This window comes from Nonomuraea montanisoli, assembly GCF_013363975.1.
Taxonomy (GTDB): Bacteria; Actinomycetota; Actinomycetes; order Streptosporangiales; family Streptosporangiaceae; genus Nonomuraea; species Nonomuraea montanisoli.
Genome location: NZ_JABWGN010000001.1, coordinates 515,444 through 528,870 on the forward strand (window position 1 = coordinate 515,444; position 13,427 = coordinate 528,870).

Genomic DNA, 13,427 nt, shown 5'->3' on the forward strand with positions numbered 1-13,427 from the left:
AGCTCGTGGATTAGTTTGGTCTCCATACCAACAAACGTCAACGATTCGGCGCCCCGGAAAACCAGTGGTGCCGGGTGGCGCGGGCGCCCACACTGTGCGGCGGGGCCCGCGACGCGAGAGGCAGCGCCATGATCGAGTTCTACTCGTCCCAGAGCACCGTCACCGATCCCGGTGACCGGCGCCGGTGGATCGACGCCGTGCCCGCCGACCTGGCCTCGATCCGCGAGGCCGCCGCCCGGCTGGTGTTCCACTACTGGGCCTACGGCGACATCACCGGCCACGGGATCGACGCCGGCCGGATCGGCGAGATCAACCTGCGCTACGCCGACGCCCTGCTGAACCGCGCCGCCGAGCTGCGGCCCGACTCGCCGCTCGCCCGGCGGGCGCCGGCCGAGCGGGTGGTGGGCTGCTGCCGCGACCACACGGTGATCTTCCTCGCCATCGCGCGGCACCACGGCATCGCGGCCCGGGCCAGGTACGGCTTCGCCGACTACCTCATGCCCGGCTGGTGGCTGGATCACATGATCCCCGAGGTGTGGGACCCGGCGGAGGGACGCTGGCGGCTGGTGGAGCCCGAGTTCGAGGAGGGCTGGACGCCGCCGGGCGAGACGCGGCCGCTCCCGCTCACCGACATGCCCCGCGACCGGTTCCTGACCGGGGCGAGGGCCTGGCGGCTGTGCCGGGACGGTCAGGCGGACCCGGAGCGCTTCGTCGTGGCCCCCGGCATCGAGCGGCCCTCGCTGAGGTCGTGGCCGTACCTGGTGCACAACGTGGTGTTCGACCTGGCCGCCATGAACAAGCAGGAGATGATCAGCTGGGACCTGTGGGGCATGCTCGACTCCCCGCAGCCCCCGGGCGAGGCGGCCTTCCCCCTCGCCGACGAGCTGGCGGCCCTGCTGGAGGATCCGGCGCTGACGCCGGAGCGGCTGCGGGCGGCCTACGACGATCCGGCGCTGCGCGTGCCCCCGGTCGTCGCCACGTACTCACCGCCCGACCACCGCCGCGAGCGGGTCGCGCTGCGACCCGCCCGGGACGGCTAGATGCCGATGGCGGCCTCCGGCTGCATGAGCCGGCGGGCCGCCTCGGTGATCGAGCCCGACAGCGACGGGTAGACGGCGAACGTGTGCGCGAGCTGGTCGACGGTCAGCCGCTGCTGGACCGCCACCGACACCGCGAGGATCAGCTCGGACGCGCGCGGCGCCACCACCACGCCGCCCAGCACGATGCCGGTGTGCGGCCGGCAGAACAGCTTGACGAAGCCGTCGTTGAAGCCCTGCATCTTGGCCCGCGCGTTGGTCGCGAGCGGCAGCTTGACCACGTTGGCCTCGATCTCGCCGGCCTCGATGGACCGCTGCGCCACGCCGACGGCGGCGATCTCGGGGTCGGTGAAGATGTTGGAGGCCACGGTCGCCAGCCGCAGCGGCTGGACGGCCTCGCCGAGCGCGTGCCACACGGCGATGCGGCCCTGCATGGCCGCCACCGAGGCCAGCATGAGCACGCCGGTGCAGTCGCCCGCCGCGTAGACGCCGGGCGCGGAGGTGCGCGAGACCTTGTCGACCTTGATGAACCCGCCCCGGTCGAGCTGGACCCCGGCCTCCTCCAGGCCCATGCCGCCGGTGTTGGGCACCATGCCGACCGTCATCAGCGCGTGGGAGCCCTCGGCGGTGCGGCCGTCCTCCAGCGTCACCACGACGCCGTCGGCGGTGCGCTTGACGGAGGCGGCGCGCGAGCGGCCCATGACGTTCATGCCGCGGCGCCGGTAGACCTCTTCGAGCACCTCGGCGCCGTCGGCGTCCTCGTTGGGCATCATGCGGTCGCGGCTGGAGACGAGCGTGACCTCCGCGCCGAGCGAGCGGTAGGCGCCCGCGAACTCGGCGCCGGTGACGCCCGAGCCGACCACGATGAGGTGCTCGGGCAGCTCCTCCAGGTCGTAGAGCTGGCGCCAGGTGAGGATGCGCTCGCCGTCGGGCTCGGCGCCGGGCAGGACGCGCGGGGTCGCGCCGGTGGCGACGAGCACCACGTCGGCCCGGATCGTCCGGTCGCCGGCCTTGACCACCTGCGGGTCGACCAGCCGGCCGCGCGCCTTGATGATCTCCACGCCCTCGGCGGCGACCCGCGCCTCGATGTCGGCCGACTGGGCCTGGGCCAGCTCCTTGACGCGCTTGTTGACCAGCGGCAGATCGACGGTCGCCGCGCCGATGTCGCCGTCACCGCCGCCCGAGAAGCCGACACCCAGCGACGGGGCGTCGAGCAGTGCCTGCTTGCGGACGGAGGTCGCGATCAGCGTCTTGGACGGCACGCAGTCGGTCAGCACGCACGCCCCGCCGGGCCCGTCCTGTTCGACCATCGTGACCTGCGCGCCCAACTGCGCGGCCACCAGAGCTGCCTCGTATCCGCCGGGTCCGCCACCGATGATCACGATCCTTGTCACGTGTACCATTCTCCCGCATCGTCCGGCCTGCCGACGAACGGGGCGGCCCTCGTCGCGCTACCCTTGTGAGCTGTGCCTGTCTACGCCGCCTACGGCAGCAACATGGACCCTGAGCAGATGGCCATGCGCGCCCCGCACTCCCCCGTGCGCGGCGTCGGCTGGCTCCAGGGATGGCGCCTGACGTTCGGCGGTGAGGACATCGGCTGGGAGGGCGCGCTGTCCACCATCGTCGAGGACCCGGACGAGCACGTCTTCGTGGTCCTGTACGACGTGCCCGAGTGGGACGAGAACTCGCTCGACCAGTGGGAGGGCGCGGTCCGCGGCCTCTACCACAAGGTCCGGCTGCGGGTGCAGACCCTGGAGGGCGAGCAGGTCGCCTGGTTCTACGTGCTCGACGGTTACGAGGGTGGCCTGCCCTCCGCCCGCTACCTCGGCATCCTGGCCGACGCGGCGGAGCGGGCGGGGGCGCCCGACGACTACGTCAAGGAGCTGCGCGGGCGCCCCTGCAAGTCGCTCGGCACGTGACCGGGCGCGCCTAGCTCAGCGGCTGGTCCTTGGTCTCCTTCAGCGCGAACGCGTAGACGCAGGTGGAGATCAGCGCCAGCGCCGAGACGTACCACGGGAACAGGTGCATGTTGCCGGCCTCCTGCAGCGCGGTGCCGATCAGCGGCGCCGTGCCGCCGAAGATGGCGACGGTCAGCGAGTACGGGAAGCCCGCGCCGGCCGCGCGCACCCGGGTCGGGAACAGCTCGGAGTTGACCGCGGCCGAGATCGAGGTGAAGCAGCCGAGGAAGACCATGCCGAGGCACTGGACGAACAGCAGGCTGGCGAAGGAGTTCGACAGCATGCCGAGCAGCGGCACCGGCAGGATCAGGAAGCCCAGCCCGAAGACGATGAGCATCGGCTTGCGGCCGATCCGGTCCGACAGCATGCCGAGCAGCGGCTGCAGGACCATGAAGAACAGCAGCGAGATGGTGCCGACGGTGAGCGCGTCAGCCTTGTCGAACTTCACCGTGAGCTGGGCGTAGGTCGGCAGGAACGTCGTCCAGGTGTAGTAGGAGACGGTGCCGGCGACCGTGATGCCGACGATGAGCGCGGCCTTGGTCGGGTAGCGCACGAGGAACTCGAACAGGGCCGGGCGCTCGGCCTTGCCCTCGCGGATCTCCGCGGCGACCGTGCTGGTCTCCTCGGCGCCCTTGCGGATCCACAGGCCCACGAGGCTGATGACGGCACCGACCACGAACGGGATGCGCCAGCCGTACGAGCCCATGTCGGCCTCGCTGAGGCTCTTGGCGAGGACCGCGGCCAGGCCGGAGGCGAGGAGCTGGCCGATCGTGGTGCTGACGTACTGGAAGCTGGAGAACAGGCCATGGCGTCCGGGCGGGGCCGACTCCACGAGGAACGTGGTGGCGGCGGCGAACTCCCCGCCGACCGACAGGCCCTGGATGAGCCGCGCCAGCGTCAGGACGATCGGCGCGAGCACCCCGGCGGCGGCGTACGTCGGCGTGACCGCCAGCAGCAGCGACCCGCCGCCCATCAGGATGATGGTGAACGTCATGGCCGCCTTGCGGCCGAACCGGTCGGCGAAGGCGCCCACGAGCAGCCCGCCCAGGGGCCGCATGAAGAAGCCGACGGCGAAGACCGCGAAACCGCTGAGCAGCGGGACGAGGCTGTTGCTGGTCTCGGGGAAGATCTGCTTGGAGAAGTAGATCGCCAGGAAGCTGTAGGTGTACCAGTCGAACCACTCGACGACGTTCCCGACGCTGGCCGCCATGAGCTGGCGGACGCGACTGCGGGGGATGCCGACAGTGGACGACGCAACGGGGGAGGTCGCCACGGGGGCTCCTTTGCTGAAAGGTGCGGTATGGCCTACTGTGCAAGTGGACGACCGAAACAGTCAAATATCACGGCACATATTTACAAACCCGACATAGAAACGGCTCTCAGTGGACGTTCTCGACCGCCGGCTGGTCGCCGCCCTCCAGGTCAGCCCGCGCGCGGCGTGGGGTGAGATCGGAAGGGCGGTCGGCGAACACGAGCGCACGGTCGCCCGCCGGTTGCAGCGTCTGGTCGCCGAGGGAGCCGTCCGTGTCACCGCGATCTACGACGACCTCCGCTCCGGTCACGGACGCCCCGTCCACCTGCACGTCCAGGTCCGGCCCGGCACCGCCGCCGCGGTCGCCAAGGCCCTGTCCGACCGGCCCGACACCCGCTCGGTCTACGCCCTGACCGGGGTCGCCGACATCGGCTGCGAGCTGGTCTCCCCCTCGCGCGAGGCGCTGCACGACATCATCACCGCGCAGGTGCCCGCGATCGACGGGGTCCTGCAGACGCAGACCCAGGTCGTGCTGCACACGTTCCGCACCGTGGCCGAGTGGCACGCGCCGTACCTCACCGAGCAGGAGGTGGCGGAGCTGCGCCCGGCCGCCGCGGGCGGCCCCCTGCCCGACGAGGACGGCATGTCGCCGCTGGAGCAGGAGATCGCCGAACTGCTCGTCGCCGACGGCCGCATCGCCTTCACGGCCATCGCCGAGCGGCTCGACGTCTCCGTGCCCACGGCCCGGCGGCGCGTCGCCTCGCTCCTCGAACGCCGGGTGCTGCTGCTGCGGGCCGAGGTCGAGCCCGCCCTGCTCGGCCTGGAGGTGGAGGCCCAGCTCTGGCTCAAGGTGCGCCCGGACGGGCTGGACAGGGTCGGCCGCACCCTGGCCGCCCACCCCCACGTGCGCTACTGCGCCGCCACGGCGGGCACCCACTCCCTCATCGTGCAGGTGGCGTTGGCCCACGAGGCCGCCCTGTACCGCCTGCTCACCGAGGTCGTCGGCGACCTGCACGAGGTCACCGGCACCGACGTCACCCTGATCACCCGCGCCTACAAGCGCGGCCATCTCCGCAAGTCCGGCCTTCTCACCCTGGAAAGGACACCATGACTTCCGCCGAGACCCCTGCCACGACCCCCGCCGAGAACGAGGTCGCCGAGCTCTGCACCGAGCTGATCAGCGTCGACAGCAGCAACTACGGCGACGGCAGCGGTCCGGGCGAGCGCGCGGCCGCCGAGGTCGTCATGGCCCGGCTCGCCGAGGTCGGCATCGAGGCCACCTACATCGAGAGCGCCCCCGGCCGCGGCAACGTGATCACCCGCGTGGAGGGCACCGACCCGTCGCTGCCGGCGCTGCTCGTCCACGGCCACCTGGACGTGGTGCCCGCCAACGCCGCCGACTGGTCCGTGGACCCCTTCGCCGGCGAGATCCGCGACGGCTACATCTGGGGCCGCGGCGCCGTCGACATGAAGGACATGGACGCGATGATGCTCGCCGTCCTGCGTCAGCTCACCCGCGACGGCCGCCGGCCGCGCCGTGACCTCGTCTTCGCCTGGGTCGCCGACGAGGAGGCGGGCGGCGTGTACGGGGCCAAGCACCTGACCAAGCACCACCCGGAGCTGTTCGAGGGCGTCACCGAGTCGATCAGCGAGGTCGGCGGCTACTCCCTGGAGGTGGACCCGTCGCTGCGGCTCTACCTCATCGAGACCGCGCAGAAGGGCCTGGCCTGGATGCGGCTCCTCTCCGACGGCACCGCCGGGCACGGCTCCATGCTGAACTCCGACAACGCCGTCACCGAGATCGCCCGGGCCGTCGCCCGGATCGGTGCCCACGAGTGGCCCATCACCCTCACGCCGACGGTCCGCACGTTCCTCACCGAGGTCGCCGCCGCCTTCGGCATCCCCTTCGACGAGAACGACCCCGCGCCGGTCCTCGACAAGATCGGGCCGCTGGTCCGCTTCGTCGGCGCCACCCTGAGCCACACCACCAACCCCACCCAGCTCGACGCCGGCTACAAGTCCAACGTGATCCCCGGCCGGGCGAGCGCCGTCGTGGACGGCCGCTTCCTGCCCGGGCACGAGGACGAGTTCTTCAAGACCGTGGACGAGCTGATCGGCCCGAACGTGCGCCGCGAGTTCGTCCACCACGACATCGCGCTGGAGACCTCGTTCGACGGCGCCCTGGTCGAGTCGATGATCGCCGCGCTCAAGGCGGAGGACCCGACGGCGCGGGCGGTCCCGTACTGCATGTCGGGCGGCACCGACAACAAGACCTTCTTCGCCGACCTCGGCGTGCGCGGTTTCGGCTTCGTGCCGCTGCGACTGCCGGGGGACATGGACTTCGCGTCGATGTTCCACGGCGTGGACGAGCGGGTGCCGGTCGAGGCGCTCCAGTTCGGCGTGCGGGTGCTCGACAGGCTCCTCCTAAACTACTGAGGTGACCAACGACCCGTACAAACTGGCCGGTGAGGCGGCCGCGGCGCTGAAAGCCGCGACCGGCCTCGACACCTTCGACGTGGCCCTCGTGATGGGCTCCGGCTGGGTCCCGGCCGCAGACGCGCTCGGGGAGGTCGTGACGGAGATCCCGCTCACCGACCTGCCCGGCTTCGCGGCCCCCGCCGTCGCCGGGCACGGCGGCAAGCTCCGCCTCGTCCGCACCGGCGGCGGCCGGCACGCGCTCGTCCTCCTCGGCCGCAGCCACCTCTACGAGGGCCGGGGCGTCGACGCGGTGGTCCACGGCGTGCGCACCGTCGCCGCCGCCGGGGTCCGCACGCTCGTCCTGACCAACGCGGCCGGGGGCCTGCGCCCCGAGACGCAGCGGGTGGGCGACCCGGTGCTGATCAGCGACCACATCAACATGACCGGCGCCAACCCGATCACCGGCACCACGTTCATCGACCTGTCCGAGGTCTACTCCAAGCGGCTGCGGGCGCTCGTCCACGAGGTCGACCCCTCGATCGCGGAGGGCGTCTACGTCGCCTTCCGCGGTCCCACCTACGAGACGCCCGCCGAGATCCGCATGCTGCGCACGCTCGGCGGCGACCTCATCGGCATGTCCACGGTGCTGGAGGCCGTCGCCGCCCGCGAGGCCGGGCTGGAGGTGCTCGGCGTCTCGCTGGTGACCAACCCCGGGGCGGGCCTGTCGGACCAGCCGCTCGACCACACCGAGGTCCTGGAGGTCGGCCGCGCCACGGCCGCCCGCATGGGCATCCTGCTGGCCAAGGTCATCGACCGCATATGACCGGCGACACCTCCTCCACCGACCTGGTCGCCGCCGCCCGCGCCTGGCTGGCCCAGGACCCCGACCCCGAGACCCGGGCCGAGCTGTCGGCCCTCCTCGACGCGGGCGACACCGAGGCGCTGCTCGACCGGTTCGGGCGCCGGCTGGAGTTCGGCACGGCCGGGCTGCGCGGCGAGCTGGGCGCGGGGCCCAACCGCATGAACCGCGTCACCGTCATGCGCGCCGCCGCCGGTCTCGCCACGGTGCTCGGCCCCGGCAGGCACGTGGTCATCGGCTACGACGCCCGGCGCAACTCCGACGTGTTCGCCCGCGACACGGCCGCCGTGCTGACCGGCGCCGGGCTGCACGCCTCGATCCTGCCGTGCCCGCTGCCCACGCCGGTGCTCGCGTTCGCCGTGCTCCACCTGGAGGCCGACGCGGGCGTCATGGTCACGGCCAGCCACAACCCGCCCCGCGACAACGGCTACAAGGTCTACTGGGGCGACGGCTCGCAGATCACGCCGCCGATCGACAGTGAGATCTCCGCGGCGATCGAGGCCGTGGGCCGCGTCGACGAGCTGCCGCTCGGCACGCCCGGCACGCTGACCGAGCTGAGCGAAGAGCTCGTGGACGACTACATCGACGCGGTGACCACGCTGCCGCTGGGCGACGCCCGCGACCTGCGGGTGGCGTACACGCCGCTGCACGGCGTCGGCGGCGCCACGCTGACCGACGCGTTCCTGCGGGCGGGCTTCGCGAGCCCGATGGGGGTCGAGGAGCAGCGCGACCCCGACCCCGGCTTCCCGACGGTGGCCTTCCCCAACCCCGAGGAACCCGGGGCCATGGACCTCGCCGCCGCGCTGGCCGCCCGCACGGGGGCCGACCTCGTCCTGGCCAACGACCCCGACGCCGACCGGTGCGCGGTGGGCGTGCCGCTGGCCGGCGGGTCGGTGCGCATGCTGACGGGCGACGAGGTGGGCGGGCTGCTCGCCGAGCACGTGATCACCCACACCACGGGCGACCGCATGGTGGCCACGACGATCGTCTCCTCCACCCTGCTCGGCAAGATCGCCCGCGCCCACGGCGTCCGCTACGGCGAGACCCTGACCGGGTTCAAGTGGATCATCAAGGCGGGTCCGGGCCTGGTGTTCGGCTACGAGGAGGCCATCGGCTACAGCGTCGGGTCCGGCGCGGGGCTGCCGGTGCGCGACAAGGACGGCATCGGCGCCGCCCTCACGGTCGCGGCCATCGCCGCCGCGGCCAAGCGCGACGGCCGCACGCTGCTCGACCTCCTGGACGACCAGGCCCGCCGCTACGGCCTGCACGCCACCTCGCAGCTCTCGGTCCGGGTCGAGGACCTGTCGCTGATCGCCGGCGCCATGGCCCGGCTGCGGGCCACTCCCCCGGCCGCGCTGGGCGGCCGCACGGTGGAGCGGGCCGACGACCTGAGCCGCGGCGACGGCGGCCTGCCGCCGACCGACGGCCTGCGCTACACGCTGTCGGGCGGCGCCCGCGTCGTGGTGCGTCCCTCGGGCACGGAGCCCAAGCTCAAGTGCTACCTGGAGGTGGTGGTCCCGGTCACGGGCGACGTGCCGGCGGCCCGCGCCGAGGCCGAGCGCGCCCTCGACGCCCTCAGGGCCGACCTGACGAAGGCCCTCGACCTGCACTGACCTCGCGGATCCGGCCGGGCGACCGCCGCACCCGGCCGGACGTCCCGCGCCCCAGCGGCGCGTCGTCAGGCCGGTGCCGCGCCGAACGCCGCCGCGCGGTGGGCCACCCACTGGGCGTAGGTGAACGCCGGTCGCCCGGTGACCTCCTCGACCGTCGGCACCACCTCGTCCGGCTCGCCGACTCTCGCGGCGAACCCGTCGATGAGCTCGTCGATCACCGGTGCGGGCATGCCGTGGCGCAGCATCCGCTCCCGGAACTCCTCGCGGCTCTGCTCCTCGAACCGCAGCGGCCGCCCGATCGTCTCCCCGATGATCCGCACCCGCTCGATCTGGGTCAGCGTCTGGGGCCCGGTCAGGAGGAACGCCTCGCCGGTACGCCGGTCGAGGAGGGCGCGTACGGCGACCGCGGCGATGTCGCGCGGATCGACGGGCGCCAGGGCGGACTCGCCGTGCACCCCGCGGACGACCCCGTCGTCGCGGATCTGGGGCGCCCAGGCGAGGTCGTTGGTCATGAACGCGCCAGGCCGCACGAACGTCCACGGCAGCCCGGACGCCTCGACGGCCCGTTCCAGCCGCAGGTGCTGCTCCCCGATCCACCCGGGCGTGGAGAACGTGACGGTCTGCGACGACAGCAGCACGACGTGCCGCAGGGCGGCGGCCCGCGCCGCGTCGAGGAATCCGCCGAGCCCGGCGAAGACGGGGAACAGGAACGCCCGCTCGACGCCGGACAGCGCCTCCGTCAGGGTCTCCGGCCGGGTCAGGTCGCCGGGCAGGACCTCGACGCCGCCCGGGAAGGAGTGGGCGGCGGGGTCGCGGCTGATCACGCGCACCTTCTCGCCCCCGTCGAGCAGCATGCGGACGACCTCGGCCCCGACGTTGCCGGTGGCACCGGTCACCAGAATCATGGTGAAGGTCTCCTGTCGTTCAGTGCGTGGGCCGGCGGGCCTGGTTGGCCTCGCGGACGACCGCCCAGGCGTCCGCCACCGGCCCCAGGTGCCGCAGCTTGTCGGGGTTGATCACCGCGCGGATCGTCTGGACCTGCCCGTCCAGGACGTCGAGCAGCAAGGTGTTGACGACCCTGCCGTCCCGGTCGCGGAAGATCGCGCCCGGCTGGCCGTTCATCTCGTGCGGCTCCACCGCGCCGCCGATCCGCAGGAACGGCGCGACGATCGAGCCCAGCACCCGGGCCACGTTCTCGGCGCCGAAGACGCCCTTGCCCCACAGCGGGGCCTTGCCGCCGCTGTCACCGACCATCCGCACGTCGGCGGCCAGCAACTCCCGCAGCCCGTCGACGTCCCCTTCCCGGAAGGCGTCGAAGAAGCGTCCGGCGAGTTCCTCCCGCTCCCGGCGATCCGCCTCGAACCGGGCGCGTCCGGCGTCCATGTGGCGGCGCGCCCGCACCGCGAGCTGGCGGCACGCGGCCTCCGAGCGGCCCACCGCCGAGGCGACCTCCGCGAAGCCGAACCCGAACACCTCCCGCAGCACGAAGACCGCCCGCTCCAGCGGGCTGAGCCGCTCCAGCAGCAGCAGGGCCGCCATCGACACCGAGTCGGCCAGCTCTGCCGAGCGCTCCGGGTCCTCGTACGGGTCGGCCAGCAGCGGCTCGGGGAACCACTGCCCGGCGTACTCCTCCCGGCGCACGCGCGCCGAGCGCAGCACGTCGATCGCGATCCGCGACACCGTGGCCGACAGGAACGCCTTGACCGAGGCGGGCCGGGTCGGGGAGGACTCGTAGCGCAGCCAGGTCTCCTGCACCGCGTCCTCGGCCTCGCTGACGCTGCCGAGAATCCGGTAGGCGATCGAGAACAGCAACGGCCGCAGCTCCTGGAACTCCTGCGCCCTGCTCATGCCAGCTCCTCCTCGAAACCCTGCCGCCAGGACGGGTAACGCAGCTCCCAGCCGAGCTCCCGCTTGGCCTTGGCGTTGGAGAAGCCGCGCCCCTCGGTCATCATCGCGACCGCCGCCCTGCCCGCCAGCGGCCGGGCCAGCCAGACGGGGATGCGCATCGGCGGCTTCGCCCCGGCGCACGCCGCCAGGTGGGGCAGCCACTCGCGGGCCGGGGCCGGCTCGTCGTCCACGATGTTGAACACGCCCCTCGCCCGCTGCTCCACCGCCAGCACGGTGGCGCCCGCCGCGTCGTCCAGGTGCACCCACGAGCTGTAGCCGGCGCCGTCGCCGACCACCGGGTACTGCCGCTTGCGCACCAGCTCGACCTGGTCGTCGGTGGCGCCGGGCCCGTAGAACGCGCCGTAGCGCAGGACCGCGCCCCCGGCCCTGAGCACCACGTCCTCCAGGTGCCGGATCGCCCGTGCCCCCTGGCCGGTGCTGGTGGGGTCCAGCGGGTCCTCCTCGGTCTTGACCCATCCGCCCTGGCGGATGCCGTTCCACGAGGCGTAGCCCTGCGCGACGACGTGCGACACCCCGGTCGCCTCGGCGGCGGCCAGCAGGTGGTCGGTCCCCTCGGTGCGCAGCCGGTTGGTGACGGCGAACCAGCGATCGAAGTGCTTGATGTCAGGCTTGCCGGAAATAGCCGTCATCTGGTGAACGATCACGTCCGGCTGGGCGTGGGCCACGGCCTCACCGACCGACCGCCCGTTCAGCCCGTCCATCACGACCGCCTCGGCGCCCAACTGCTCCAGCAGGCCTAGCCTGGCCGCGCTCGTCGTGGTCGCCGTCACCTCGTGGCCGCGCGCCACGAGCCGTGGCACCAGCCGCCGCCCCAACACCCCGGCCCCGCCGGCCACGAACACCCGCATGACCATCACCTTCCCGACGCACGTGTCTGTCTCCGCTACCCGAGACGAGACAGCCCGCCCGCCTGTGACATGGCGGGCGGCGGTCCTCCGGTGATGACGGTCAGGCGCTCAGGCGCTCAGGTGCTCTGGTGACGGTCAGGCGAGGCGGAACTCCAGCGTGGTGTCCCAGTTCGCCGGGTCGGGCTCGACGCGCGGGTCGGTCTCGTAGAGCTCCAGGCGGCAGCCCCAGCGCTCGACGCCGTCGCGCTGCGCCAGGTCCCACGTCAGGCCCTCCTTCTCCGCCCAGGCCAGCAGGTCGCCGATGACGCCGGCCAGGCGGTCGGGGTGCCCATGGTGGGTGACCGTGGCGTAGCGCCCGGCCGGGAGCGCGGCGGCGAAGAAGCCGGCCTCCTCCGCGAGTGAGCCGTCCAGGGGCCGGGCGATCGGCACGCCCGCCTCCACCTCCAGGCGGTCGGCGGCCATCTCGATCACCCGGTACCTGAGGAACGGCGCGCCGGCCAGGGCGACGCCCTGCCGTCCCAGCCAGGCGATCAGCTCGGGGATGCGGTCGGCCACCTCGCCGAAGGTCGTCATGGTGATGGTCCGGAGCACGCCGACGTAGGGGCGGTCGGGATGCTCCACGATGCGGGGCATGGTCATGGGTTCCTCCTTCTCTCACCCACTGGTACGGAGCCGGGGCGACGAACTCATCGGCAGGCCGAACATCGGGAACAGCCGGTCCCCGAGATAGGTGGTCTGGCCCGTGACCAGCCCGCCCGAGGTCTCGAAGAGCACCAGCGCGAACGGCCGCCCCTCCCGGTACTGGCCGAAGGCCGCGGCGCCGTTCGCCCGCCCGGCCGGCACCAGCCGGGACCCCGCGCAGGGCGCCCCGGCCGCCCGCAGGACCGCGCCGATGGCGTCCCGGCCGCGCAGCCACCAGGTGTAGGGCGGCATCGCCATCGTGGCGTCCTCGTGCAGCAGCGCGACGAGGGCCTCGACGTCGTACCGCTCGAAGGCGTCCACGTACCGGCCGAGCAGGTCCTCGTCCACCTCCTCGTACGACGTGTCCGGCGCGGCCGGGAGGGCGGCCCTGGCCCGCTGGAGGGCGCTGTTGACCGCGGCGACGCTCATGCCGAGCAGGCCGGCGACCTCGGCGGCGCTCCAGCGCAGCACCTCGCGCAGGATCAGCACCGCCCGCTGGCGCGCCGGCAGCCGCTGCAGGGCCGCCACGAACGCCAGCCGCACCGTCTCCCTGGCCACCGCCAGCTCGGCCGGGTCGGGAGGCGGCAGGCGGCCGTCGGGCAGCGGCAGGACCCAGCGCTCCTCCGGCAGCGGCGCGCCCAGTCCCGCGCCGGGGGCGGCCGCCGGGGCGAGGTCCATGGCGCGGGCCCGCCGCTGGGGGCCGCGCAGCATGTCCAGGCAGACGTTCGTGGCGATGGCGAACAGCCAGGACCGGACGGAGGCGCGGCCCGGGTCGTAGCGGTCGAGGCCGCGCCACGCCTTGACCAGGGTCTCCTGCACCGCGTCCTCGGCCTCGAACCCGGAGCCGAGCATG

Annotated in this window: 13 protein-coding genes; 6 read left to right on the forward strand and 7 right to left on the reverse strand. The window is 73.1% G+C overall.

Features of this window, described 5'->3' with window-relative positions; all coding sequences use genetic code 11:
• Window positions 1-128 precede the first annotated feature (128 nt).
• On the forward strand, window positions 129-1,040 hold the full coding sequence (locus tag HTZ77_RS02270) for a transglutaminase domain-containing protein (RefSeq protein WP_175587708.1): 912 nt from the start codon (window positions 129-131) through the stop codon (window positions 1,038-1,040).
• Here HTZ77_RS02270 and HTZ77_RS02275 read toward each other — a convergent pair.
• Entirely contained in the window at window positions 1,037-2,431 is a 1,395-nt protein-coding gene (locus HTZ77_RS02275; RefSeq protein WP_175587709.1) for an NAD(P)H-quinone dehydrogenase, read from the reverse strand. The two genes, HTZ77_RS02270 and HTZ77_RS02275, sit on opposite strands and share 4 nt — an antisense overlap.
• Window positions 2,432-2,503: 72 nt before the next feature.
• Here HTZ77_RS02275 and HTZ77_RS02280 point away from each other — a divergent pair, with 72 nt between their 5' ends.
• Entirely contained in the window at window positions 2,504-2,956 is a 453-nt protein-coding gene (locus HTZ77_RS02280; RefSeq protein ID WP_175587710.1) for a gamma-glutamylcyclotransferase, read from the forward strand.
• A gap of 10 nt (window positions 2,957-2,966) precedes the next feature.
• Here the strand turns inward: HTZ77_RS02280 and HTZ77_RS02285 are convergent, their stop codons facing one another.
• Window positions 2,967-4,268, reverse strand: coding sequence for an MFS transporter (locus HTZ77_RS02285; protein WP_328808373.1), 1,302 nt, complete (start codon window positions 4,266-4,268; stop codon window positions 2,967-2,969).
• A 109-nt stretch (window positions 4,269-4,377) separates the two neighbouring features.
• Here HTZ77_RS02285 and HTZ77_RS47990 point away from each other — a divergent pair, with 109 nt between their 5' ends.
• From HTZ77_RS47990 to HTZ77_RS02305, 4 genes are read left to right on the forward strand one after another with little or no spacing between them, the layout of a single operon-like run.
• Window positions 4,378-5,358: an Lrp/AsnC family transcriptional regulator gene (locus tag HTZ77_RS47990; RefSeq protein ID WP_175587711.1), complete on the forward strand. Its 981-nt coding sequence runs from the start codon at window positions 4,378-4,380 to the stop codon at window positions 5,356-5,358.
• Entirely contained in the window at window positions 5,355-6,683 is a 1,329-nt protein-coding gene (locus HTZ77_RS02295) for a M20/M25/M40 family metallo-hydrolase (protein WP_175587712.1), read from the forward strand. The genes HTZ77_RS47990 and HTZ77_RS02295 overlap by 4 nt, the downstream gene beginning before the upstream one ends.
• Window position 6,684: 1 nt before the next feature.
• The gene (locus HTZ77_RS02300; RefSeq protein ID WP_175587713.1) at window positions 6,685-7,488 is read left to right on the forward strand and encodes a purine-nucleoside phosphorylase; all 804 of its coding nucleotides are present in this window, start codon (window positions 6,685-6,687) and stop codon (window positions 7,486-7,488) included.
• The gene (locus HTZ77_RS02305; protein WP_175587714.1) at window positions 7,485-9,137 is read left to right on the forward strand and encodes a phospho-sugar mutase; all 1,653 of its coding nucleotides are present in this window, start codon (window positions 7,485-7,487) and stop codon (window positions 9,135-9,137) included. The genes HTZ77_RS02300 and HTZ77_RS02305 overlap by 4 nt, the downstream gene beginning before the upstream one ends.
• Window positions 9,138-9,202: 65 nt before the next feature.
• On the opposite strand, the gene HTZ77_RS02310 is transcribed toward HTZ77_RS02305, so the two are convergent.
• From HTZ77_RS02310 to HTZ77_RS02330, 5 genes are all read right to left on the reverse strand, one after another.
• Window positions 9,203-10,033, reverse strand: coding sequence for an NAD(P)H-binding protein (locus HTZ77_RS02310; protein WP_175587715.1), 831 nt, complete (start codon window positions 10,031-10,033; stop codon window positions 9,203-9,205).
• A gap of 28 nt (window positions 10,034-10,061) precedes the next feature.
• Entirely contained in the window at window positions 10,062-10,985 is a 924-nt protein-coding gene (locus tag HTZ77_RS02315) for an RNA polymerase sigma-70 factor (protein ID WP_175587716.1), read from the reverse strand.
• Window positions 10,982-11,893, reverse strand: a complete 912-nt coding sequence (locus HTZ77_RS02320; protein ID WP_175587717.1) for an NAD-dependent epimerase/dehydratase family protein — start codon at window positions 11,891-11,893, stop codon at window positions 10,982-10,984. Before HTZ77_RS02320 ends, HTZ77_RS02315 begins: the two co-directional genes overlap by 4 nt.
• A gap of 135 nt (window positions 11,894-12,028) precedes the next feature.
• Window positions 12,029-12,532, reverse strand: coding sequence for a GyrI-like domain-containing protein (locus HTZ77_RS02325; RefSeq protein ID WP_205301961.1), 504 nt, complete (start codon window positions 12,530-12,532; stop codon window positions 12,029-12,031).
• Window positions 12,533-12,547: 15 nt separating this feature from the next.
• Entirely contained in the window at window positions 12,548-13,426 is an 879-nt protein-coding gene (locus HTZ77_RS02330; RefSeq protein WP_235994284.1) for an RNA polymerase subunit sigma-70, read from the reverse strand.
• Window position 13,427: the final 1 nt, after the last annotated feature.

What these genes read in the sequence shown, in the direction of transcription:
- HTZ77_RS02270 (WP_175587708.1), top strand. Translation starts at nt 129, where the DNA reads ATGATCGAGTTCTACTCGTCCCAGAGCACCGTCACCGATCCCGGTGAC.
- HTZ77_RS02295 (WP_175587712.1), top strand. Translation starts at nt 5,355, where the DNA reads ATGACTTCCGCCGAGACCCCTGCCACGACCCCCGCCGAGAACGAGGTC.
- HTZ77_RS02305 (WP_175587714.1), top strand. Translation starts at nt 7,485, where the DNA reads ATGACCGGCGACACCTCCTCCACCGACCTGGTCGCCGCCGCCCGCGCC.
- HTZ77_RS02315 (WP_175587716.1), bottom strand. Translation starts at nt 10,985, where the DNA reads ATGAGCAGGGCGCAGGAGTTCCAGGAGCTGCGGCCGTTGCTGTTCTCG.
- HTZ77_RS02320 (WP_175587717.1), bottom strand. Translation starts at nt 11,893, where the DNA reads ATGCGGGTGTTCGTGGCCGGCGGGGCCGGGGTGTTGGGGCGGCGGCTG.
- HTZ77_RS02325 (WP_205301961.1), bottom strand. Translation starts at nt 12,532, where the DNA reads ATGACCATGCCCCGCATCGTGGAGCATCCCGACCGCCCCTACGTCGGC.
- HTZ77_RS02330 (WP_235994284.1), bottom strand. Translation starts at nt 13,426, where the DNA reads ATGCTCGGCTCCGGGTTCGAGGCCGAGGACGCGGTGCAGGAGACCCTG.